Here is a 23,342-nt window from a genome sequence, read left to right on the forward strand (position 1 = left end):
GGAGATGAGCTTGCACGTGCTGGCGTACAACATGAAGCGGGTGATCAGGCTACTCGGTTCAGAAGCGGTTATGACGGCGATGCGGGCCTGAGACCCGTACGGGGTCGTTGAGCCTTTGCGATGTGTTCGGCTGTGATTTGACGTTCGGGTTGCCGCAATCGAAAAGCCGCGACCTGCGCCGAGACAGGTTTCTGTCAATTCCCAGTGGCCAGCCGTTTTGACACAGTCTGGGCCATGAGGCGTCGTTCGCGTCGCACATGGATCTGACATTCGGGGGGGCGGCTTTCCATCGGTCACCGGCCGTTCGCGTACTGGTTATGCGTGTCGCACGCATCGACGGCCTGCCCACCGTTGCAGGCCCGTAGGCGCACATTGGGACCTGCAGGCAGGTGTTGAGCCGCCAGCCGAAGCAGGCGCTCGTGGATTCGCTTCCACGGCTGCTTAGCGTGACCGCGTCCAGCAAAGCTCATTGGCCACACGGGACCAGTAAAGGCAGGCCAGCGCCTACTGTGTCGCGGCACCGACCCCCAGATATTGCTGCTGCAAGCTCCTGTCGGCTTTCAGGGCCGCTGCCGGCAACGTCAGGGCGATGCGCCCGGCCGTCATGATGGCGACCGAGTCTGCAACCGCCAGGGCCATGCCGAGATTCTGCTCAACCAGCAGGATGCGGATGCCTTCGGCGTTAACTTTCTGCAGCAGCTCGACAAGATGCCCGACGATAGCGGGAGCGAGCCCCTCGGAAGGCTCATCGAGCACCAGTAGCCGCGGGTTGCGAAGCAGCGCGCGGGCGATAGCTAACATCTGCTGCTCCCCGCCCGACAGCTCATTGCCGCGGTTGCGGCGTCGCTCAGCGAGACGCGGAAATGCATCGTAGGCCCGCTCGATGGTCCAGCCGGTCCCCTTGCTGACGTTTCGGGGTGCGAAGAGCCGCATGTGCTCGTCCACGGTCAGGGAACGGAATACCCGGCGCCCCTGCGGTACGAATCCGATGCCCCCGCCGCTGATTTGATGCGGACGGCGCCCGCGAAGCTCTTCGCCGCACCATTGGATCGAACCACCTGAGGTGTCCTGCAGTCCGATGATGGCGTTGCACAACGTGCTCTTGCCCATGCCGTTGCGTCCGACCAGAGCCAATGGCACACCCGTCACATCCAGATCCACACCCTGAAGCACGTGACTCTTGCCGATGTGAACCTGCAGCCCACGCACCTTCAGACCCGCTGAGACTGTCTCGTCATTCATGGCTGACCCCCAGTCCGTCGCCGAAGTAAATGCGTTGCACTTGCGGGTTCCCGCGGATGCTCGCCGGGTCGCCCTGAACCACGAGCTGTCCGTCCTTCATCACGGTTACCTGATGCGCTAGCCGCAAGGCTACATCCATGTCGTGCTCAATCAGCACGATGGTCAGCGATGACGGCAGACCTTCATTCAGCTCGATGAGCGACTGGCGCTCGGCTGGGGACAAGCCCGCCGCGGGCTCGTCCAGCAGCAGCAAACGCGGGTCGCCCGCGAGAGCCATGCCAATCTCTAATTGACGTTGCTGTCCGTGGGAGAGCGAAGCCACATCTTCCGTGAACCGGGCGCCCAGGCCGACGCGTCCCGCCAGCGCCCGTGCACGTTGCCAGTGCAGCGAGGCAGCGCGCTCACGTCGCAGCGAGAACCGGCTGGCGGAGAGGCCCCGCAGCGCGACATACAGATTCTCCTCTACGGTGAGTCCGCCAAACAGCAGGGAACTCTGGTAGGTGCGTGCCACCCCGCGCCTCGCCCGTTGCCAGGACGGCAGGCGGGTGATGTCCTCGCCGAACAGACGAATCTTTCCCGAGGTGGCGCGCAGGTCGCCAGAAATTGCATTGAACAGCGTGGTTTTGCCTGCCCCGTTGGTTCCAAGCAGCACATGGCGCTCGCCCGTGCGCACCATCAACGACACGTTGTCGATGGCCCGCACGGCACCGAAGCGCATGCCCAGTTCCTCCACTTCCAGCGCCGTCGCCGGCCGATGTTGCGAGTCGCCGGTCATCACGGGCAAGACGGATAGTTTCGCCCGGCTTCACCCTTGGCAAGATACGCCTCGCGCGGCTGGCCCAGCGTCTGGTTGACGCCCTTCGTCACCTTCACCAGCTTGTTGAAAAGCTGCCCCTGGGCATTTTGGTCGACCTCGGTCAGATAGACGTCCACGATCCCCTGGCGGTTACCATCCAGCCTGACTTCGCCACTGGGGGACTTCACCGTGAGGTTCGAGAGGGTTTTGCGGAAAGCCGCCTGATGGTCGGACAGATCGCCATGTACCTGGTCGAGCGCGAGCGTCATCGCTTTGGTGGCCGTGTAGTAGTTGTTTGCGAACAGCGACGGCGATTGCAGGCCGTCAGGGAATTTCTTGCGATAGGCCGCAACAAAAGACTTCCACTCTGGCGCGTCATTGTTGTCCGCGGTCGGGCCCGAACTCAGCATGCCGATAATCTGTTTGCGGAACGGGCCACGCGCCGACAGGACGCTCTGGTCGACCGTGATCGAGCCGCCCATCATATGGGCCTGGCCGCCGGTCTGGTTGTACTGCGACATGAACGTTACGGCGTCGGAGCCGCCCAGCACGACGAAGACGGCATCCACGTCGCTGGGCAACTGGGCGATCACGCTGCTGTAGTCTTTCGTGCCCAAAGGAACCCAAAGCTTCGCGGGCACCTTGCCGCCCCTGGCGCAGAATTCCTGCATGAAGCCGTTCACCTGCGAATAGGGGAAAGAGTAGTCCTCCGAGACAATGGCGACACGGTGGTATTTTTTGACGTCATACGCGTAGCGCCCAAGACCGGCCATCCACTGCGTGCCGTCGCCCATGAAGCGGAAGAAGTTCGGTGACGGATCGCGCAGTGTGGTGTCTTCAGCTGCCGACGATCCATTGATAAAAGTGACGCCCGGCACGGACTTCGAGTAATTCTTGATGGCAATGCCTTCGCTGCCCGAGAGCGGCCCAATGATCACGTCGACCTTGTCCTGTTCGACCAGTTTGCGGGCCTTGGCCACGACCACGTCAGGTTCCGCGTTTGTACCTTCGACAATCATTGTGATGCTTTTGCCGCCAGCGCTCGATTTGACGTCATCGAGCGCCAGCTGGACTCCTCGGACGCTGTCCTGTCCAGGCGAGGCAAAAGGGCCTTCCAGCGTGGCCAGCACGCCAACCTTGACCTGTGCCCACGCCGGGGTGGCAAGCAAGGCGCCTGATATCGCGGCGATTGCAAGCGCGCTGCGGCTAAAAGGGGTTTTGTGAAACATTTTCATTAGTCTCCTGGTTCTTGGTCTTCGTGAATGAATCAAGGAATGCTTGAGGATTGTTCGCCGGCCTGACGCGTCCGGGTGGCGCGGCGTAGTCGGGAAACGAGATCTGTCAGCCCCAGGACGCCGGATGGAAGAAAAAGCACCACCAACAGAAAGACGGCGCCGATGAGGGTGTTGTAGCGATCGCGGAAGAACAGGTCTGTCGCGAAGGTTTGCAGCAGGACGAAAACGAGCGCACCCGCGAAAGCGCCTGCGGGGCGACGTAGGCCGCCCAGCACGGCGATGACCAGAATGTTGGTCGCCGCGGCCAGGCCTACGGAGCCGGGAGCGATCTGCCCCTGGTACCAGAGCATCAGGACACCGCCGACGGAGGCCATGAATCCGGCCAGTGCGAAGGCGGCGACCTTATGCAGCGTCACCCGGTAGCCGAGCGCGGCGAGGCGCCGGTCGCTGTCGCGAAGGCCCTGCAACGCAAGGCCGAAGGGCGTGCGCACGACATGGTTCACCAGGACCAGAAGCAGCCACGCCAGCCCGACGCTCAGTACATAAAATGGAATGGGTGCATTCAATGAAAGGTGGCCGAGCCTGGGCGCGGCGACCCCGTTGATGCCGTCGAAGGCGTTGAACAACTCCGTGTTCTGCTGAGCGAATGAAAACACGCCCATGCCAATAGCCAGTGTCAGCATGAGCAGGTACACGTCTCGCGTGCGAGATGCGATCCACCCCGTCAGTGCGCCAAACACAGTCCCGACGGTGAGTGAGATCAGGAGTGCCAGGGGCCAGGGAAGCGGCACACCCAGGCCGCTGCCATTGATCGACGTGTACGCCATGGCGTAGGCGGCGAGTCCCGCCGCTGCCATCTGGGCCATCGATACCATGCCGCCATAGGTGTTCAGAAAGCTCAGCGATAACGCGACAATGCCGAAGACTGCGGCCTTCGCGAAAATGTTCTGCAGCCAGAACGCCGGCAACACCAGCGGCGCGAGCACCAGCGCGGCTAGCACGACCCAGCGCAGAGAGGGTGATGTCTTCTTCATTAGTACTCCGCGGGCGCCGTGCGCCATTGTTCTGAACGACAACTCTCCGACCTCCCGGCAGGCGGCGCCGTGGCCGGTCGGAACACACTCATGCCCGGCCGAGGAGCCCCCGTGGCCGCACGGCAAGGACCGCGATCATGATGACGAACGTGAGCAGAATCGCGTAGTGAGGGAACAGCACGAGGCCGATCTGCTCGGCATAGGCCACCAGTAGCGCCCCCAGCGCCGCGCCCCCCAGACTGCCCATGCCGCCGACAATGACCACGACCAGCGACGACATCAGATAGCGCGCGTCTTCTCCTGGCGCGACCGATAGCGCCGAGCCCCCGATCACCCCCGCCAGTCCGGCCATCGCCGCGCCCAGTGCGAACACGAGGATGAACAGTCTCGGCACGTTGAATCCCATCGCTGACAGCATCGCGCGATCATCGACACCGGCCCGGATCGCCATGCCGAGCCTCGTCCGGTACATCAGGAGCCACAATGCGAGACCGACCGCCAGGGCGACGCCGATCAGGAACAGCCGGAAGGTCGGGTAGCCGCCGAGATCCGCCGGCAGCCGCACGCTTCCGTAAAGCGCATCGGGCGGATCGAACTGATAGGTGAGGCCGCCATAGCGTGCGAGCAGCAGATCGCCCAGCACGATCGAGAGCCCGGTCGTCACCAGCGCCTGACGAAGATCCTGGCCTTGCAGGCGGTCGAGCAGCCACTTCTGCATCGCGGCTCCAAGCAGACCAACTGCGATGGCCGCGGCAAGCACGCCCCACCACCATCCATGCGCCGCTGCGACGTCGTAGCCGATATAGGCGCCGAGCAGATAGAGTGCTCCGTGCGCCACGTTGACCGTGCGCAGCAGCCCGAAGACAATCGAGAAGCCACTTGCGACGATAAAATAAAGCGCGGCCAGGGTCAGCCCGTTGAGCGCGACATTGACGAGCAGCCGGGTGGTCACGCTGCGCTCAGCCTGGCTGCGACGGCGGCAAAACCGGCGCCGAACACATTGTTCCCGATCTGGCCAATCCAGTGCGCGCGGTCGGCGCCGCCGGTCATTTCGAAATCCGCCCACCACTCGGCGAAGGTCCGCGATCCCGCCGTCACGCGCGACAGACGCACGCCGGCCACGTAATCGCGCACCGGCAGCGTGCCTTCGATGATCCTGTAGGTGAAGGCAAAAGCCAGGTCGTCGAGCATCAGCAACTGCTCGCGCACGTATGCATCGGGCCCGAGCGTCAGCCGGCGCACGCCGCCGATGGTATCGCCTTGTGCGCCGGCTTCCATCGCACTGCTGATGATGCCAGGGTGGTAGGTGGGCATCCCGTTGAAGTCGCGCATGATCGACCACACGGCTTCGATGGGAGCATTGATGACGTCGCTGATATAAACGGTGTTAGGCATGGCTGACCTCGCAAAAAGGGGGAGCGGACAAAGGCCGGCGCGCTAGAAGCTCAACTGCTTGAACGCCTGCGTCTGTGCCGTCAGTGCCTGTTCGGCAGGCAGGCGTTCCATGGAACTGGCGCCGTAGAAACCATGACAGACCTTGCACGCGCTCAGTACGTACTGGGCGTCCTGCGGCATCGCGATCGGGCCGCCGTGGCACAGGACGATGATGTCGTCGCGAACCTGCAGCGCGGCTTCGGCGATGCGGTCGATCGCGCTCACGCAGTCATCCAGCGTCATTGCGGTCTCGGCGCCGACTGTCCCTCCCGTCGTCAGTCCCATGTGAGCAACGAGGATATCGGCGCCTGCCTTCGTCATCGCGACGGCCTGGTCCGGGTCGAATACGTAGGGCGTGGTGAGCAGTCCCTTGGCATGCGCGAGCCGGATCATCTCCACCTCCAGCGCGTAGCCCATGCCGGTCTCTTCGAGATTGGCTCGAAAGACGCCATCGATCAGGCCCACCGTGGGGAAGTTCTGCACGCCGGAAAAGCCCACGCGCCGCACGTCATCGAGGAAGGCGTCAAAGTTGCAGAAGGGATCCGTGCCGTTCACGCCCGCCACCACAGGTGTATTCCTGACGACCGGCAGCACTTCGCGCGCCATGTCCATCACGATCTCGTTTGCGTTGCCATAGGCCAGCACGCCAGCCAGCGAACCGCGGCCCGCCATGCGGTAACGCCCCGAGTTGTAGATCACGATCAGGTCTATCCCGCCGGCTTCCTCGCATTTGGCGGACAGGCCGGTACCGGCGCCGCCGCCGACAATAGGCTGGCGGGCGGATACCATCGACTGGAACTTCTGCAGTAGTTCGCTGCGTTCAAAACGTGGCAAGGTTTCGATCCTCGGGTTGGAGCAGTTCACGAAAGAGCCGGACAGCCAGCTCGGCGAACTGTGGGTCATTGATGTGATAAGGCACGCGCAACAACTGTCGGTGCGCTGTCTGCGTTACGGTGCGTTCGAGGGCCTCAAACAGTGCGGCATCAGCCGCGGGGTCATGGAAGGGCTGACCGGGCGCATCCAGCGCCGATACGCCGCCTTCGGGCAAAAGGAAACGCACTTCGCCTTCGCAGCAGTTCAGCCGTTGGCCGATCCAGGCACCGATGCGTGAGTTTTCGTCGGCACTTGTGCGCATGAGCGTGACCTGCGGGTTATGCGCGTACAACGTGCGGCTGCGATAGTGCGGCGGGAGCGTGTCGGGAGCGCCGAAGTTCGCCATGTCGAGCGCCCCGCAGGATCCGACGTAAGGCGCTCGCGTCCGTGCGACAGCGCCGAAGCGGTCGTCGGTGCAAGCCAGGATGCCACCGAGAAGGTGATCGCAAACCTCGGTCGTCGTGAGATCAAGCAGGCCGGTCAGCAGACCGGCATCAAGCAGCTTTTCCATCGACGCACCGCCGATGCCGGTGGCGTGAAACACCAGACAGTCGTGATCCTGTTCAAGGTTCGCGCGCACGTGGCTGATACAGGCTGTCGTGACGCCGAACATGGTGAGGCCGACTGCCGGGCGCGCATCAGGCGGTTCCTGGTAGCCCTGCGCGTGGCGGAACGCGCCGGCGATCGCGCCGGCCGCATTCGCTAGCACGCGGCGCGAGATGCGGTTCAGCCCTGCGATGTCCGTGACGGAATGCATCATCGCGATATCGGTCGGGCCGACATAGGCGGACACATCGCCGGACGCCATGGTCGACACCATTAGCTTGGGCAGGCCAACGGGCAGCGCACGCATTGCCGGGGTGATGAGCGCGGTACCGCCGGAGCCGCCAAGGCCGATCATGGCGCCTACATCGTCGCGGCTCGCCAGGAAACGTTCGAACGCGTCGATCATCGCCGTCACCGCGCTGCCCCGGTCCCCCGTGAAGACGGCGGCCGAACCACCAGCGTGGGCCTCCGCGACAATCTGCGCGGGGATGTCCGCACCTTCGCCAACCGGCAACGTCGAGACATCCACCGTGACAACCGGCGCGCCGGCCAACCGTATCTGGTCGCGCAGATAAAGCGCCTCTGCCGCCTTGGTGTCAAACGTGCCGATCAGGTAGATCTGTTTGTCGCGAGTTGTCATGTCGTTTGTGGCGCCGGTAGACTCATTGACGATTGTAGTTCCCAGTTCAAGACATAAGATTCGAAATGAGTCTATAGGATTATAATGAGACTATCGTCTCTTTTTGCGAGGATTCAGGGTAAACAATGAGCCGAGTCCCACATACCACCGTCCAGCCGATACGCCCGGCTGCGGACGAAAACGCCGACGCGACCCAGCGGGGGCCACGGGCTCGCATGCGGCGCACGCTGCTTACGAAAGCGATGGAGATGATGGCAAGTGGCCTGACGCCGTCGGTGGCCGAACTCGCAGAGGCGGCAGAGGTGTCGCGCGCCACCGCATACCGTTACTTCCCGACTCAAAGCGCGCTCGTCGCGGCGGTGGTGGATGAGAGCCTCGGGCCGATCCTCGAATGGAAGTCCGAATCAGGAGACGCGGTCAGCCGCGTCGACGAACTGTTGCTTCACGCCTTCCCTCGTATGGAGGAATACGAGGTGCAACTGCGTGCGGCGATACTGGTCTCGCTGCAGCAGGGAGCCCAGGCTCGTGCGGGCAAAGGCGGCGGCGAGGAACCGCTCGTGCGCGGACATCGTATCGAACTGCTCAGTTCCGCTGCGAGCCCGTTGCGCGACAAACTCGGCGAGGAGCGTTTCCAGCGCGTACTGCGTGCGCTGTCACTGGTTTACGGCACCGAAGTCTTTCTCGTGCTGAAGGACATCTGGCACCTCGACATCGAAGAAATCCTGCAGACAGTGCGTTGGACTGCACAGGCGATCTTGCGACATGCAAGTACCGACGACTAGATGCGCCCGGCGCGTGTGTCCATTCGGCAATTTGTCGTCGCACCCAGGGAGCGTTGATACGCGAATACAACTGAGCCGCGAAGACCGGTGCAGAATGCCTGGCGACACGCCCATGATTCGAACTGCCTGGTCAATAAACGAGCGGTCAGAGAAGAATCGGGCGATACGGCTGCACCCGGTACGAATGGCGACTAGAAAAAAGCCGTGGAATTTTCTTATCAGAACCCGGACGCGCTGGTCCGCACCATCAGAGGTACAACCGCGGCCCCCGTTGCGAGGTTCGCCGGTTTTCACAATTCGCTCCTAAGCAGCCGGCCGCTGAGCGTTGGACCCGACGGCCTCGAACATTCGTGACCAGTGACTCGCGGACCAACTCGATGGGGCAAGTGGCGGTTGCACTTTTGGAAGCAGCCTTTGCGGGAGTGCACTCCGAGCGGCCGGAGTGGGCGCCGAAAATTTCCCGCCATTTATCGCTGAAAGTCACTGAACCGCCTCCGATTTTTCTCGACACGAATTTGGGGTAAAACCTGTGTCTGGAAACGGAGTTGAAGATGCTGAATAAGTCGAATGTCGCTGAGGTTGTGCCGGGGGCGGAGGAAGGAGCGCGTAGCGCGACTGGAAGCGCCCCCGGCGCGGCCGCCGAAGTGAAACGATGGTCGGCCAACCGGAAGAAGGGAGTCGTCTTGCGCCTGTTGCGCGGCGAGCCGGTGGACGCCATTTCGCGCGAGGTTTCGGTGCCGATCTACAGGCTCGAAGAATGGCGCGAGCGTGTCCTGGCCGGTATCGATGCCGGCCTCAAGGAGCGCGAGAACGATCCGCTGGAGGCAAAGCTTGGCGAGGCCACCCGGCGCATTGGCGAGCTGGTGATGGAAGTCGAGATCCTGCGCAAGGAAAGGCAGGCCCGACACCCTTTAGGCAACCGGAGGTCGCCGAAATGAGCCGCGCGACCTCCACTGGCACCGGCAAGCCTTATGGGCCGCAGCGGGTCTGCCGGGTGCTCGGATTCCCGCGTTCGACGATCTATGCCGGACGTGCGCGCGCGTCGAGCAACGTGGTGCCACTCGTGGCGCAGCGGCGCGGCCCGAAACCCAGGATGCCGGAAGCTGACCTTCTGGAGGGCATCCGGGACGATCTGGCGGCCTCGCCCTTTACCGGCGACGGACGTCGCAAGGTATGGGCGCGGCTGCGCATCCTGCGCGACATCCGGGTCTCCCGCACCCGTGTGCTGCGTCTGATGCGGGAGAACGCCTTGCTGTCGCCACATCGGCGCCTCCACAGGGCAAGTCTGCCCAGCACGACGGCACAATCACGACGAGCCGCCCGAACGAGATGTGGGGCACCGACGGCGTGCGCATTAGACCGTGGATGACGGCTGGGTCTGGGTGTTCTCGGCGGTTGATCATTGCGACGCCTGCCGCGTCGGCATCCATGCGGTCAAGACGGGCAACCGGTTCGCCAACTTGCAGCCGATCGCGCAGGGACTGCTGGGCGAATTCGGCGGCACGGGTGCCGAGGTCGGTCGGGGCCTTACGCTGCGCATGGATCACGGTTCGCAATACACGGCCGATGACTTCCTGAAACAGGTCAGGTTCTGGGGCGTCACGCCGAGCTTCGCCTTCGTTGCCGAGCCACAAACGAATGGCGTCGCCGAGCGCTTCCACCGGACGCTGAAGGAACAGGCCATTCACGGTCGCATCTTCAGGAATCTTGAGGAAGTCCGGGCTGCGGTCGTCGAGTTCAAGGATCGTTACAATCGCCACTGGCGTCTCGAAAAACTGGGCTTCATGTCACCCCATGAAGCCCGTCAGGCAGCCACCCTGAAAGAGGCCGCCTGAGTTGCAAATCCGTGTCCAGACAATCCAAGCCGGTGCATCGCTGAAAGTCACACTGACGCCAATCCGAAGCCCTATAGGCCGCTCAGATTGGCAATCGCGTCCCACTTTAACCGAAAAAGATCTCGTGGATTCCGTTAAGTTGACAGTGCCGCGGCACGGCCGTGTAACGAGACAAACTTGCAGGGGCGTCATGACAGGTTCGTGGGAAGGTTCGATAAACGAACTGCGAGCAGAAAATATTTCGCAAATGACAGCAGTGTCTATACTGAAAGCAAAGTGTAATTTATGGCGGCATCAATGGCGATGCGGCGAGTGATCAAGTGCGCGTCGGATAGAGCCCGCACGTCGAGCGAGGGGAGGTGTCATGTTCAAGCATCTGCTGGTGCCGACCGACGGCTCGGCACTTTCCGAAGTCGCCGTCCAGATGGCGGTGACGTTCGCCGCCGAAAATCACGCCTCCATTACCGGACTTCATGTTATGCCGGAGTTTCATGTTCTGGCGTATGGAACCGAAATGCTCGCGGATACCGAGGAGAAATTCGTTCGGGTTCACAGGGAGCGTGCAGAGGCCTTTCTCGCCGCTGTCACGAAGGTGGCAACCCAGGCGAGCGTGATATGCGAAACCGTTGCCACCACCCGCGCTCATCCCTATGAAGCGATCATCAGCACCGCCACCGAGCGAAACTGCGATCTGATTGTGATGGCGTCCCACGGCCGCAGCGGTGTGCGTGGCCTGTTGATCGGCAGTGAGACACAGAAGGTGCTGACTCATAGCGCTATTCCCGTTCTGGTGGTCCGGCAGTCGACACATACAGGCGTAGTGGGCGAAGCGCGAGCCGGCACGCAATCGACAACATCGAAGTCTTCGTCGCCTCATGGATTTATCATCGGGCGAATTCCGCTTGCAGTCGCTCCGGCACTGCCAACTTAACGGAATCGCAGGCCGGCGTCAGTCAGCCAAGAATGCTATTGAACCGGGACATTAGTCAGACCGATTTGCTTGAGTTGACGATACCTCAACCGTTACTTGTGGGCCGTGCGCGAGCGCCCAAAGCCCTGTGCCATGCTGAAGGTGGCGCCATGCCGAAAATCTATTGGATGCTGGAGAGGATCGCGTTCTCGCTCGTCGTGCTGTTGGCGCTTGCATGTTTCGGCTTCATCGTATGGCAGAAGAATCCCGGCATGACGTTGGCGATTCAGACGGGCGGCGACATGCTGATGCCGAACAGTGAACATTGGCTCGGCTGCATGGCGCCGGATCAAGGCGGCTGTGAGCGGATGTTGATCGAGCTGAAAACACCGGACAAGAACTGATTGGCACGCTATATAGATGGACATGAGTGTCCGGCGTGTTCCATGAAGTCGCGTGATTGATGCGAGTCAGCGCGCGCCTTTGCAGCGAACGCAAATGTCCAACCATCGAACGCTCGCGCTACACCGGCAATCATCTCGGCTTTGTTCGGAGGGGGGCTTGCCGATCAGTCGGGGTTCGGGTAGCGCGGACGTTTGCACAAACGCTCGGGAGCATCACGGTAACAAGATCTGGCCACACCGATGGAAGCGGCGCGCTGGGTGTTGTCCTCACGGCGGAGCACGAAGGGGAATCGCGAATTGCGGCGCCTCGGGGCTGGGTGTAGCCTGTTTTTCGGTGGAACCCGAAGTGCCGCGGAGCGGGCGAGCTGCTTGGCGGCGAAACACTGAAGAACCCGGCACATGAGTTGCGCGGGAATGGTTCTGCCTTGCGTTTGTTCGACAGGGGGAGACGTCATGAACAAGCTTGCGTCCATTCTCGTGTGGGGCGTGCTGGCCGCTGTCGGCGCCTTCGCCTTCGCCAGGCTCGCGCTCGGGCGCGGTGAAAGTGTGAATGCCGTGTGGCTCGTGACTGCTGCCCTCATCGTTTATTTCATCGCATACCGTTTCTACAGCAAGTTCATTGCCGAGCGCGTGCTGCGGCTCGACGATACTCGCCAGACGCCGGCCGAGCGCCACGACGACGGTATGGACTACGTACCGACTAACAGGTGGGTGCTGTTCGGCCATCATTTTGCCGCAATCGCCGGCGCCGGTCCGCTGGTGGGTCCCGTGCTGGCAGCGCAGATGGGCTACCTGCCCGGCACGCTGTGGATCCTCGCGGGCGTCGTGGTGGCCGGTGCGGTGCAGGATTTCATTGTGCTTTTCGCGTCAGTGCGCCGCGACGGCAAATCTCTTGGCGAGATGGTCAAGATGGAACTGGGCCCGGTTCCCGGCTCGCTGGCTCTCGTCGGCGTACTCGCGATCATGATCATCATTCTCGCGGTCCTGAGCCTGGTGGTGGTCAAGGCGCTTACGTCCAGCCCGTGGGGCCTCTTCACCATCGCGGCGACGATTCCGATCGCGCTGCTGATGGGCGTCTACATGCGGTTTATCCGCCCGGGGCGGGTAGGAGAAGCGTCCCTGTTCGGCGTCGTACTTTTGCTCGTCTCGATCGTACTCGGGAAGACGGTCGCCAACGATCCCACCTGGGGATCGGTCTTTACCCTGACCGGCCCGCAACTGGCGTGGGCTCTCATTCTGTACGGCGCCATCGCCTCAAGCCTGCCGGTCTGGCTGATGCTCGCGCCGCGCGACTACCTGAGTACGTTCCTGAAGATCGGCACGATCATAGCGCTCGCGGTCGGCATCTATGTGGTCGCGCCCACGCTTTCGATGCCACGGACCACGCGCTTCATCGACGGCACCGGACCCGTGTTCTCCGGCGCGCTCTTTCCTTTTTTGTTCATTACCATCGCCTGCGGCGCGGTCTCCGGTTTTCATGCGCTGATTTCCTCCGGCACCACGCCGAAGATGATCGAGCGTGAGTCGCATATGCGTCTGATCGGCTTCGGCGGCATGCTCGCCGAGTCGTTCGTCGCGATCATGGCGCTGACGGCAGCCTGCGTACTGCATCCGGGCATCTACTTCGCCATGAACGCCCCGGCGGCAATCATCGGCACGACCGCCGCGCAGGCGGCGCAAGTCGTGTCGAACTGGGGATTCGTCATCACGCCGGACCTGATCAACCAGACGGCCGCGAACATTGGAGAAACCAGCATCCTGTCGCGCGCCGGCGGCGCCCCGACGCTTGCCGTAGGCATGGCGCAGATTCTCGGCCAGGCCCTAGGTGGTCAGACCATGGAGGCCTTCTGGTATCACTTCGCCATCCTGTTCGAGGCGCTGTTCATCCTGACAGCCGTAGACGCCGGCACGCGGGTCGGCCGCTTCATGATCCAGGACATGCTAGGCCATGTCTATCGGCCGCTCGGCGACACCCAGCTGCTGCCCGCGAACCTGCTGGGCACCGGCCTCTGCGTGGCAGCCTGGGGCTACTTTCTCTATCAGGGCGTGGTCGATCCGCTCGGTGGCATCAACACACTCTGGCAGCTTTTCGGAGTGGGCAACCAGATGCTCGCCGGCATTGCCCTGCTGCTCTGCACGAGCGTCCTGGTGAAGATGAAGCGGGAGCGCTACATCTGGGTGACGTTGGTGCCGACAGCGTGGCTCCTCATTACCACGCTCACTGCTGGCATCCAGAAGATATTCCATAGCGACCCGCGTATCGGCTTCCTCGCGCTGGCGAACAAGTTCAGTGACGCCGCCGCACAGGGGACCGTACTCGCTCCCGCCAAGTCGATTGCGGAAATGCAGCGGGTCGCCTTCAACAACTATCTGGATGCGGTGGTCTGCGGCTTCTTTGTCGTGCTGGTGCTGGCGATGTGCGTCTTCGCCGTCACGATCTGCTTGCGGGCGCTGCGGCAGGCACAGCCCACTGTCAACGAGACGCCTGTTGTTGTGCGCGCCAAGGGGGCTTGATCATGAAAACGATCTTCAATGGCAAACTCGCGGCGGTGCCAGTTCGGGGCGCGAACGCCGGGGCCGTGAGCAACGCACTGGGGACACGGCTATCGGAGCTTGCGCGCACCATGCGCGGAGCCTGCGCGCAGATGTTCGGCATCCCGGACTATGAACGCTATATTGAGCACATGGCCTTGCGCCACCCGTGCGATCCGCTGCTGTCGCGACGTGAGTTCTTCATCTGGGCCATCGATCGGAAATACAGTCGCAATGGGCCGAGGTGCTGTTAGCGCCGCTCGTGACCACCATAATCGTGCGTTTTGCCAGAAATCGCACAAGTTGATCGCGGGGCACCATGGGACTGAGATTGTTTCGGTCGTCGCATCCCGTTATCGGCTTTTGCACGGGCTGGGTCAAATCGGCCGATCACGAACGTCGCTGTCCCTTTAGGTTTGTCCAACGCCTGCCCGCATGCGTCGTCGTGCGCTCACGCGGCAGCAGACAAGGGCAGGCGTCGAACAAACCTAAACGCGTGCCGACGATCGCCGACAGGCGAAGTTGGAGCGAAATATGCGAAGTGCATGAGACTGCACGCGGCCATGCCCGGACATCGATTCGCCTTCACGGGAGCATTCAAATTTCGGCTCCGCGCCAGACAGCGGTCCTTCGTGCGCAGAACATTTCAGTCGCGTTTCTGATCAGCCCTCACCGCACCACCATTCTCGCCACGGCTAGCCCATCGACCCGGGATGGCAATTGTGTAGAAGAGCTTGGTGCATCTTCACCGCGCCCGCGCAGCAAGGCGCGCAATCATCCGATCAGCCATCGCGCGGTCGATGACTTCAAATGAGCGGCTCGTGCGCTCATAGGCATACATGTCGCCAGTCGCGATGTCGAACCACCAGCCGCTCAACACCAGTGCGCCCGCGGTGACTTGCTGATGAACGATCGGGTATGTCATCAGATGCTCAAGCTGCACAAGTACGTTGAGCTGTGACAATTGATCGTGCGGTTTCAGCCTGTCGTTGAGCGGACCTTCGTGTTCGAGGCGAAACGCTGCGTTGTTCGCGTGGTACAGCCATTTATCGAGGTTTGGCGCTTTCAGCTTGGCGTTGCGTGTATATACGGCTTTCATCGCACCGCACTCGGAATGCCCGCACACAACAATATTCGCAACTTTCAACACCAGCACTGCGTACTCGATCGCGCTTGCCTCGGAAACGTCACCGGTAGAGACCCCTTCCGCAGTCGCCGGTGGTATCAGGTTGCCGACGTTGCGCATCGTGAACAGATCGCCCGGATGGGTTGAGGCAAGCAGGTCCGGCACAACGCGGCTGTCTGCGCACGTGATGAAGAGCGTGTCAGGTGTCTGCGCGAGCGCCAGTTTGCTGAACTGCTTCGAGTATTGCGGCAGCATTTTCTCGCGGAATTCAACAATCCCCATTATGAGTTTGTCCACGGTTTGCCTCCGAAAGGGCTAGTCTTTTGCGATCGAGCCTGCCGAACCTCCAAGCCCTTGCGAGTCGGGGATGCTGGCCAACGCCAGGTCCTCGGGAAATGGGTGCGTCAAGGCGATCGCCCGATCGAGCAGTGCCAGCTCAACGCGCAATGCGGCATGACGATGTTCCGGTAGGCTCTGGACAAGATTCTCTATCGCCGCGCGTAGGCGCCGCGCGATTTGAATGCTGCCCGCGCCGTATTGTCGTATTTCGCGGAAACTGATATGCACGAAGTCTTCCCAATTGGGCGTCCGCAAGATCACGCGCACCCGCCCCGACCTATCCACCATCTCTTCGACGTGCAGAGACCGTTTGCCCACCACGCGCAATAGTCGGTGCAACTGGTCGATCGCAAGCACGGCCGTCGTCGGATCGTTGATCGCCGCTGACAGCGCTTTCAGCGCAATATCGACCAGGATGCGAAACGCGAACATAGGGTCCTGCTCCATTGTGCGTTCCGTCCCGAAAGCGACCAGTGTGCGGAGCTTCCTCTCATCGATTGCGCCAGAATTCCCGTACAAATAAAACAGGGGTTCGTCCACCGCGACGAAATCACCCACTTGCGGTACGAATTCGATGATTGAGTCAGTGCGCCGCGCCTTGGCCACCAGCCTTTCCAGATTCACGGCCAGAACGATGCCAGATTTGCCGCGGTGACGAACAATGCGATCAGGTACGCCTCGCTCCTTGTCACGTTCCGGCGGGGTAGTTGCACCCGTAGTCGGAGCGGGATAAACGCTTGCTATGACCGCCATCCCGTGCTTCCCGACACGTGCCACGAGGCTTACCGGACGCAGAGATTTCGCGGCGTAGTCAATCAGGAAAAGGAACGCGACGACGGAGGCAAATCCAAATAGCGCTGCAAGAAACACTTGAAGTTGGTGTACTTGATTCTCGCCCATCCAGCTCAGCGTTCTATCGGCGAACAGCATTGTGAAAACGAACAATCCCGAGATGCTACGGATGACGTTATCGCGCAGCAGTGTCGTCGCGATGATCCGCGGGGTGTACTGCCCGCCAGCGACCTGGATTGCGACGAGCAGCGAACCGAACGTAAACATCAGAAACCCCAGGTCTGCGGAAACGATGTCACCAAGCAACGACCGCGCCCCAGTCATGGACAGCCCCAGAAAACCGGTTTTCGGATCAAGGATGGCTTGCCTGATCATCCACCTTCCTAGCATTTCAGAAAGAGGTTTTACCACGGCATAGATCGCGACTGCGATGAGCGGCACAGTCCACAGCGAAGATTTCAGGTAGCTCTTTAAGCTGTACCAGCGATTCCAGTCCATGTTTGCTCTCTCCCTACGATCCATCCTGCAGCAGGAGACCAGGGTCTCCGCGGTTTGCCAGATGGCATGCAAAGGGGGGCCTCCCGACCGGGCGCGCGCACGGCTGCGCTGACCCCACGGTCTCTTCCTCCGGCCGTCGTCTTGATGTCCCGTCGGCTCTCAGGCCAGCGCCGCTGAAACGTCCAAAACCACCTGTTTTGCATGTACGAACTGCACCGTCGCCGGGATGACACCGTCGTCTCTGCCAACACATGCGACCTCAGAGAGCCAGCACTGCCAGCAGAGGAGTTGATCTGCCGTTCCAATACTGTCTGATTGCGCGGGTTGAGGCCGGATTGTTACCGCAAACGAATCCACCGGTCATGGGGAGTTCCGCTGGCGTGGACGAGGTGACGGACACATGAACCTTTCGGAAACAATAAGACACTTGAGCTTCCGGTCGGTCAATGAGACCTTAGTCCAACAGGTTAGGCACGCCGAATTTCCAGGATGGCGCCTCGATGGATTTCGGAATAGCGAAGGCTGACGGCGTCCGGACGCAAGCAGGGAAGCCACGCTGATCGCGGCGCCGCGCAAGGCCTCGGCTGCCCCGCAAAATTTCGTTTGCCACGATTTAAGCGGTTTTCCGGAAACCGCCAATAACCGCTATGGGCAACAATTCGCCAGCCGACTCGACGTGTGGATCGCCGTTAGACACCTTAAAGCAGCCGTACAGGTGATGCCGGGTTCAAGATCCGGAGAGGGTCGTCTGCGGAAGTTCGCCAGTCGAGTCGGGCGCGCTGCACACGGGCTTCCGATGGGCTTCCGGGTTCGGCCCCCTATGGCCGTTCGACCGTGCATGCAGATGGACATTCGAACGTCGCAACCGCTTAGGTACCGAACATTGAGGTACAGACTCGATCCGGCAACTCGTCGGCCTTAGCGACTTCCCGCTGTGGCGTTGCTCGCCGATCGCTGACTTTCGCTTTCGAGGTAGCGAATTTGATTTCTACCAGCCGTGGCAACGAATGATTTGGCCACCTGTTGCGCATCGATCCGGCAACCGCCGGAACTTGCAGGCTGACTGCCGACCTGCAGCGACCCCGGCACGATGTCGGCAGCGCGATCTGCCTGGTCCAGAGCAGTCTGATTAGCGTTCGCCGCGAACGCCGCGCGATCGATCAAGTTGTTCGGGATCCACGTCGTGAGGTGGCGGCTTAGCGTGTTGATGGCCACGCAATGCTACAGTTGGTTGCGCCCCATCTGTTGTCGCTCAACCTCACTCAAGCGCTTGGACGGTGGCGGCCACTCGGTCGTGGTGCGGCCATCGTCGGTACTGGCAAGTGCGGAGCAGCGGCTCGGCATCCGTATTGTCCATTTCTGTCTTGCCGCCGCGCTGTCGGCCGATTGGATTTGAGCTTGGCCGCAGCGATGGCGACGCCGAGCACCGCCGCGATCGTCAGCAAGTCGGCCGACAGCGCCGCAGCAACCGCTTGCGTGCGTGTATGAAAGGCGGGCGCCGCGACCCGCAGCGCGGTGTCGGCAACGATCGAAATGAGCGTTCCCCAGACAAAGCAGGTCAGTCCCTGGCGACCGACGGTAACCACTGGCGGTAGCGCCGCGGCCAGCCGGTCGATCCACCCGAGCCGGCTCATCTGCGCGACCAGCCAGGCGATCGCGACGAAGCTGACGACTCTCAGGGAACTCAGGTGCTGTTTTAGATAGCCGGGTTCCGGCTGGTTTTCAACCATCAACTTGTAAGCGGCGAAAGCCAGCGCCACGGCGAGCGCAATCCAGGTCAGCCGTAGTCCGGCGCGCGAAGTCTGGAACACGGCGGACACCGGATGCAGCCGGCACAGCATGCCAAGCATAAACATCAACTGCCACGCGAACGGATCGAATGACCAGCCGATAGGGTCGGCGCTCGGCAGCAGATGCGCGAGCGAGGGTGCGCACAGCCACAACGCCAGGCTCGCCAGCAGGGCGGTGGCCGGCCGGCGACGAACCACCGGCGCCACCAGCGGCACGCACAGCGCGAACCCGATATACATCGGCAGCACTGCAGCCAGATCAGGCTGGCGCCGTAGCGTGGCGATATCGAGTAGCGTCTGGAACGGCCGGACCAAAAACCGTGGCGCATCGGTGTAGGTCAGTATGGCGGTGTGGATGTGCAGCGCGAGCATCGCCAGGCCGCAAAGCAGCATCAGAGCGGCCGTCAGGAGATAGCCACGATAAATTTCCCAGCTGCGTTTAAGGAAGCGGCGATGCGCGTGCGCTGCGCCACCGCTCGCTGTCATCGCGCAATATGCAGCGGCGCTCGCATAGCCGCCGAGAAAGACGAAGACCTCGGCCGCGTCGCAAAATGCATAGGTATGCAGTGTCAGATGCGAGAGCGCGCTCTGGGAGACGTGGTCGAGTGTAATCACGATCAGCGCCAGGCCGCGCAGGAAATCGACGCTCGTTGAACGAGCGGGATCTCGACTCATGGTGAAACTCCGCTTGATGCTGTGTGGACGTGACGGTTGAGGCTGCGGAGATTGCGCCGGGCCGGCCGGGCAGCCGCCAAGGGTGTTCACGAATCGGCTTCGTGTCGGGCTTTGTCGTTTCCGAACCCTATCTCACCGCCTGAGCCGCGTCAGTCGGCGCAGTCCTCTTTGGTCGCGCAGGGCTCATAGGCTTCGGGCCTGAAGGCTTGCCACTCGGGAATCACAGGCGCCCAATCGTCGAGGGCGGAAAAGTCTTCGATGTGTGTGGATTCGTTCATGATGATTTTCCAGTGGGGGATCGGGTTCCAACCGCGGGTATTAGGGGCGGCCAAAGTCGATCTGACAGCGCTGAAAACAACTCTAGCCCTCCCGCGTCTAAGTGAAAACCCTAATAAAGACAAAACGCTGTTCCAACCCACGCAAGAATGGCCATCCGGACGCACGTTCTCCGTTAGTGACTCGCCGACCGACTCGAACGGATGAATGTCCGTTGCAGCCTTAAGCTGCCGTTGAGGTGGGTGCTTGGATCAGTGTCCGGAACGGGTCCTTCCGGGCCCGAGACGATCTTTCTCGCGGATCAGGTCGAACAGTTGGTCACGGTGCTGGATTTGATCCGTGCCAGGGCCGCCGCTTAGAACCCCTTGTCTCTGTGCAACCCTGTTCATGCCGACGGAGCAGGCGCCCTGGAGGATTGGATAATGACCGCTGGAGGCTCAAAAAGGGACGCAGCGAAGAGGGAGGATCGAAAGACCGCGTCGGGGTCGGTCACCGCCAGTCGTCGACCGGCAGCACACGACCGACACATATCCACGAACGGAGTGCCCGCGCAAAACGCGACGAGTTTTTGCGACCGCAGATCAAGCGCGTCTGGCAGGACAACATGCGGGTCTACGGCGCGGACAAAGTCTGGAAGCAGATAAACCGGGAAGGTGTCGCAGTGGCACGTTGCACCGTCGAGCGGCTGATGAAGCAACAGGGTTTGCGCGGAGTCCTTCGCGGCAAGCGAGTACGCACGACCATCCCCGAAGTATCAGCCCCACGCCCGCTGGACCGGGTCAACCGTCAGTTCAAGGCTGACCGGCCGAACCAGCTCTGGGTTTCGGAATTCACGTACGGTACGCCCAGCCAGCGTAGCCCGCCCGTACGGGGGTGAAGCTGCTTGAGCATGTTTGGAATGCAGGAGTCCGGAGGAGTTGAAGTTGCAGTACCGGGGCATGCCCTTCCTCTGCTGCGAGAGGAAGTGAGCCGAAGCGGCGGTGACTTGCCGACACTGCAAGGTGACGAAGTCCGTGGGAAATGGAGCTTGAGGCGAAGCGTTGTGCTGCTGCAACCTTGAGGGCGTTGGGATATCCGAGTCGCGGGACGCTCGCCGCCTGGATCGAAGAGCTGCATCCCGAAATCGGAAAACGCATTGTCGGCAGAGCAACTGGCAGCGTTCCGAAATCGCCGGAGGTAAAGCAGGCGGCAGTCATCGAACTGTGCACCAGAGAGGAAAGCGCGAGCCTGATTGCCCAGAAAGCAGGCGTGAGCAGGCCGACGCTTTACAATTGGAAGAACCAGCTACTCGGTCGTGAAGCCCCAGCATCCATGAAACGCCAGAAGAAGCCAGCACCGGACCGTGAGCGTGCGAAACTGGAACAGCAGGTCGAATCGCTTCGACGCGACGTCCGGCAACTGCAGCTCGAGCACGACATCCTGAAGAAGGCGAACGAACTGATAAAAAAAGGAATGGGCATCGCCCCGCAACTCCTGAGCAACCGGGAGAAAACGATGCTCGTTGATGCCCTGAAACAAACCTACACGTTGCCAGAGCTGTTAGCCGTATTGGGGCTTGCTCGTAGCTCCTACTTCTATCACCGTGCACGTCTGCTCGTGGCTGATAAGTATGCTGGCGCGCGTCGCGTCATCGCAGACATCTTCGAACTCAATCACCGTTGTTATGGCTATCGTCGGATGCGCGCGGCTCTGGGCAGGCAGCAGGTCTTTATCTCGGAGAAGGTGGTGCGACGTTTGATGAGGCAGGAAGGGCTGGCCGCTGCCACGACCAGACGACGTCGCTACCGCTCCTACGGCGGAGAAATAGGCCCCGCGCCGGAGAACCTCATCAATCGTGACTTCCGTGCAGTAGCCCCCAAATGAAAAGTGGCTCACCGACATTACCGAATTCCAGATCCCAGCCGGCAAGGTATATCTGTCGCCGTTGAGCGACTGCTTCGATGGTCTTGTGGTGAGCTGGACAATCGGCACGCGGCCGGATGCCGAACTTGTGAATACCATGCTCGATGCGGGCATCGAGACGGTAGCCAGCAATGCGGCGGATTGCTGGCCTGCTGCCGAAGCGATGCCGGTCGGAAGAAGGATCAGCGTTACCAAGATCGGCTTTGACGCTTTGACGATTGCGTCGTCGCGTGCAGAAAGCTGGAGCCAGCTAGCCGGTGGGAGGAAGGTTACCTTTAGAGCAGGCGGCAAGCCGAGGGCCTCGTGGGCCAGGAAGGTCAAGGGTTTATTTGTGGCCAGCATTGAGGGCATAGGAAGGAAACGGCCTAGCTCTAGACTAGCGTTTGCAGGCAATACAGTGCGTCGCTTACGGCGACGCAAGCCGCAGCTACACGTCATCTGATCGTCGACGGCGGCCGGATGGGGGGCGTGGGTGCGCTTCGAATAGCGCGGGCAATGCGACGTCGGGCTCCGAAGAGGTGGCGCGGTTCAAGACGGCCTGAGTGCTATAAGCGACCGAGCCGGATCGTGTGTCAAGCGATCGGCTCGGTCGTCATTGCACGTGTGAGTCCGTGCATCGGCCGGCGCATCGCGACATCGAACGGATTGACCTGCGGACCGATGAGGTCCGCCTGTCGTTTCAGCAACTCGACGACCATCGGCAAGCGGTCTTCGCCCAGGCGCGCGGACAACGTGCCGACGCTCAGCGCGGCCACCGCGCAACCGGTTCTGTCGATGATCGGCACGGCGACGCCCGCCATTCCCTCCAGTACGCCGCTGTTGCGTCCGGCGTAGCCGAGCAGCCTGACGCGCTCGATCTCCGTGCGCAAATAGACTTCGTCGAGCACGCCGTAGCTGCGTAGCCTCGGAACATTGAAGCGGATAATCTCTTCGCGCTCCGCTTCAGGCAGGAACGCCAGAATCGCAAGACTGCCCTGTCCGACGCCCAGCGCGACGCGCCCGCCGATATCGCCTGTGAACGAGCGAATCGGAAAAGGCCCCTCGCACATGTCGAGACACACGGCGTCGAAACTGCTTTTGACGAGCAGAAAGATCGTATCGCCAAGACTCGCGCATAGCCTCAGCAGCGCGGGCCGGCAAAGCGCGCGCATCCCGCTCGGATTGCCCGCCTGTGCAGCCAGTGCGAAAAAGTCGACGCTGAGCCGGTACAGCTTTGTGTTCTGCTCCTGCTCGACTACACCTTCCGCGATCAGCGCATGCAGGATGCGATGCACGGTGGCCTGCGTAAGTCCGACGGCTTTGGCGATGCGCGTCACACGGCCGCCTTCGGGTTGAATCTCGCCCAACGCGCGGAGGACGGCGAACGCGCGTTGCAGCATGCCGGCGCCAGGTGCGTCGGGCGGCGCGGCATCGGTCTCCTTCGAAGCTTTCATGTTCAATCTCTTCTGCGATTCCATTGAACGGAATACTAGACGATATTCATACGCGGATGCAGGCAACCCGCAAATATTCTGCTGAGATCCTCGCTAGCGAGCTTTCCCGTTTTTGCGCTGACAACGTCGGATGGAACGTTTAGCGTTTAGCTATTGACAAATATTTCATTCAATAGAAGAAATAGTATATTTATATCGTTCAATGGAATTTATCGTTGACGCCTAGGAATTTGGCCAGCTAGAGTCGG

22 protein-coding genes and 2 pseudogenes are annotated in these 23,342 nt (G+C 61.5%); 10 read left to right on the forward strand and 14 right to left on the reverse strand.

The genetic code is table 11. The features are described from left to right. Positions 1–504: 504 nt before the first annotated feature. From P0D89_RS38820 to P0D89_RS38855, 8 genes are all read right to left on the reverse strand, one after another. Positions 505–1,242, reverse strand: a complete 738-nt coding sequence (locus tag P0D89_RS38820) for an ABC transporter ATP-binding protein (protein WP_408364454.1) — start codon at positions 1,240–1,242, stop codon at positions 505–507. Beyond that, positions 1,235–2,017 carry an ABC transporter ATP-binding protein gene (locus P0D89_RS38825; RefSeq protein ID WP_408378208.1) on the reverse strand — a complete coding sequence of 261 codons (783 nt, stop codon included), beginning with the start codon at positions 2,015–2,017 and terminating at the stop codon, positions 1,235–1,237. The genes P0D89_RS38820 and P0D89_RS38825 overlap by 8 nt, the downstream gene beginning before the upstream one ends. Beyond that, complete coding sequence (locus P0D89_RS38830; RefSeq protein ID WP_408378190.1) at positions 2,017–3,273, reverse strand: ABC transporter substrate-binding protein; 1,257 nt, start codon at positions 3,271–3,273, stop codon at positions 2,017–2,019. The genes P0D89_RS38825 and P0D89_RS38830 overlap by 1 nt, the downstream gene beginning before the upstream one ends. 32 nt (positions 3,274–3,305) lie before the next feature. Continuing rightward, positions 3,306–4,307 (reverse strand): branched-chain amino acid ABC transporter permease, encoded by a 1,002-nt coding sequence (locus P0D89_RS38835; protein ID WP_408364458.1) that lies wholly within the window; start codon positions 4,305–4,307, stop codon positions 3,306–3,308. Positions 4,308–4,395: 88 nt separating this feature from the next. Then, positions 4,396–5,259 (reverse strand): branched-chain amino acid ABC transporter permease, encoded by an 864-nt coding sequence (locus P0D89_RS38840; protein WP_408378193.1) that lies wholly within the window; start codon positions 5,257–5,259, stop codon positions 4,396–4,398. After that, the gene (locus P0D89_RS38845; protein WP_408364462.1) at positions 5,256–5,702 is read right to left on the reverse strand and encodes an SRPBCC family protein; all 447 of its coding nucleotides are present in this window, start codon (positions 5,700–5,702) and stop codon (positions 5,256–5,258) included. The genes P0D89_RS38840 and P0D89_RS38845 overlap by 4 nt, the downstream gene beginning before the upstream one ends. Positions 5,703–5,744: 42 nt before the next feature. After that, positions 5,745–6,575, reverse strand: a complete 831-nt coding sequence (locus P0D89_RS38850; protein ID WP_408364464.1) for a phosphoenolpyruvate hydrolase family protein — start codon at positions 6,573–6,575, stop codon at positions 5,745–5,747. Continuing rightward, the gene (locus P0D89_RS38855) at positions 6,562–7,800 is read right to left on the reverse strand and encodes a Tm-1-like ATP-binding domain-containing protein (RefSeq protein WP_408364466.1); all 1,239 of its coding nucleotides are present in this window, start codon (positions 7,798–7,800) and stop codon (positions 6,562–6,564) included. The genes P0D89_RS38850 and P0D89_RS38855 overlap by 14 nt, the downstream gene beginning before the upstream one ends. 125 nt (positions 7,801–7,925) lie before the next feature. Between P0D89_RS38855 and P0D89_RS38860 the strand changes: the two genes are divergently transcribed. From P0D89_RS38860 to P0D89_RS38895, 8 genes are all read left to right on the forward strand, one after another. Beyond that, positions 7,926–8,582 (forward strand): TetR/AcrR family transcriptional regulator, encoded by a 657-nt coding sequence (locus P0D89_RS38860; RefSeq protein WP_408364468.1) that lies wholly within the window; start codon positions 7,926–7,928, stop codon positions 8,580–8,582. Between the two features lie 545 nt (positions 8,583–9,127). Beyond that, positions 9,128–9,520, forward strand: a complete 393-nt coding sequence (locus P0D89_RS38865; protein ID WP_408364470.1) for a hypothetical protein — start codon at positions 9,128–9,130, stop codon at positions 9,518–9,520. Further along, positions 9,517–9,951, forward strand: a complete 435-nt coding sequence (locus P0D89_RS38870) for an IS3 family transposase (RefSeq protein WP_408364472.1) — start codon at positions 9,517–9,519, stop codon at positions 9,949–9,951. The genes P0D89_RS38865 and P0D89_RS38870 overlap by 4 nt, the downstream gene beginning before the upstream one ends. Beyond that, positions 9,944–10,417 (forward strand): integrase core domain-containing protein, encoded by a 474-nt coding sequence (locus P0D89_RS38875; RefSeq protein ID WP_408364474.1) that lies wholly within the window; start codon positions 9,944–9,946, stop codon positions 10,415–10,417. Before P0D89_RS38870 ends, P0D89_RS38875 begins: the two co-directional genes overlap by 8 nt. Before the next feature lie 364 nt (positions 10,418–10,781). Next, positions 10,782–11,348, forward strand: coding sequence for a universal stress protein (locus P0D89_RS38880; protein WP_408364476.1), 567 nt, complete (start codon positions 10,782–10,784; stop codon positions 11,346–11,348). A 149-nt stretch (positions 11,349–11,497) separates the two neighbouring features. After that, entirely contained in the window at positions 11,498–11,731 is a 234-nt protein-coding gene (locus tag P0D89_RS38885) for a hypothetical protein (RefSeq protein ID WP_408378196.1), read from the forward strand. 453 nt (positions 11,732–12,184) lie between these two features. Further along, the gene (locus P0D89_RS38890) at positions 12,185–14,245 is read left to right on the forward strand and encodes a carbon starvation CstA family protein (RefSeq protein WP_408364480.1); all 2,061 of its coding nucleotides are present in this window, start codon (positions 12,185–12,187) and stop codon (positions 14,243–14,245) included. Positions 14,246–14,247: 2 nt separating this feature from the next. Beyond that, positions 14,248–14,517, forward strand: coding sequence for a YbdD/YjiX family protein (locus P0D89_RS38895; RefSeq protein WP_408364482.1), 270 nt, complete (start codon positions 14,248–14,250; stop codon positions 14,515–14,517). Positions 14,518–15,008: 491 nt separating this feature from the next. Here P0D89_RS38895 and P0D89_RS38900 read toward each other — a convergent pair whose 3' ends face one another. From P0D89_RS38900 to P0D89_RS38920, 5 genes are all read right to left on the reverse strand, one after another. Continuing rightward, on the reverse strand, positions 15,009–15,686 hold the full coding sequence (locus P0D89_RS38900) for a carbonic anhydrase (protein WP_408364484.1): 678 nt from the start codon (positions 15,684–15,686) through the stop codon (positions 15,009–15,011). A gap of 18 nt (positions 15,687–15,704) precedes the next feature. Next, positions 15,705–17,018 (reverse strand): DUF2254 domain-containing protein, encoded by a 1,314-nt coding sequence (locus P0D89_RS38905; RefSeq protein ID WP_408378199.1) that lies wholly within the window; start codon positions 17,016–17,018, stop codon positions 15,705–15,707. 918 nt (positions 17,019–17,936) lie between these two features. After that, positions 17,937–18,233 (reverse strand): hypothetical protein, encoded by a 297-nt coding sequence (locus P0D89_RS38910; RefSeq protein WP_408378202.1) that lies wholly within the window; start codon positions 18,231–18,233, stop codon positions 17,937–17,939. Between the two features lie 47 nt (positions 18,234–18,280). Continuing rightward, positions 18,281–19,483, reverse strand: a complete 1,203-nt coding sequence (opgC, locus tag P0D89_RS38915; protein ID WP_408364490.1) for an OpgC domain-containing protein — start codon at positions 19,481–19,483, stop codon at positions 18,281–18,283. A gap of 149 nt (positions 19,484–19,632) precedes the next feature. Then, a complete protein-coding gene (locus P0D89_RS38920; RefSeq protein ID WP_408364492.1) occupies positions 19,633–19,761 on the reverse strand; it encodes a hypothetical protein in 129 nt (42 codons plus the stop codon). Positions 19,762–20,297: 536 nt separating this feature from the next. Between P0D89_RS38920 and P0D89_RS38925 the strand changes: the two are divergent. Together P0D89_RS38925 and P0D89_RS38930 are read left to right on the forward strand one after the other, a co-directional pair. Continuing rightward, positions 20,298–20,597: pseudogene (locus P0D89_RS38925) on the forward strand (IS3 family transposase); the annotation flags it as partial. 200 nt (positions 20,598–20,797) lie between these two features. Continuing rightward, positions 20,798–21,794 (forward strand): annotated as a pseudogene (locus P0D89_RS38930) (IS3 family transposase); the annotation flags it as partial. Between the two features lie 439 nt (positions 21,795–22,233). Here P0D89_RS38930 and P0D89_RS38935 read toward each other — a convergent pair. Further along, positions 22,234–23,094 (reverse strand): IclR family transcriptional regulator, encoded by an 861-nt coding sequence (locus P0D89_RS38935; RefSeq protein ID WP_408364494.1) that lies wholly within the window; start codon positions 23,092–23,094, stop codon positions 22,234–22,236. Between the last annotated feature and the right edge of the window lie 248 nt (positions 23,095–23,342).

It is taken from the genome of Paraburkholderia sp. RL18-085-BIA-A, from assembly GCF_046027075.1.
Classification (GTDB): domain Bacteria; phylum Pseudomonadota; class Gammaproteobacteria; order Burkholderiales; family Burkholderiaceae; genus Paraburkholderia.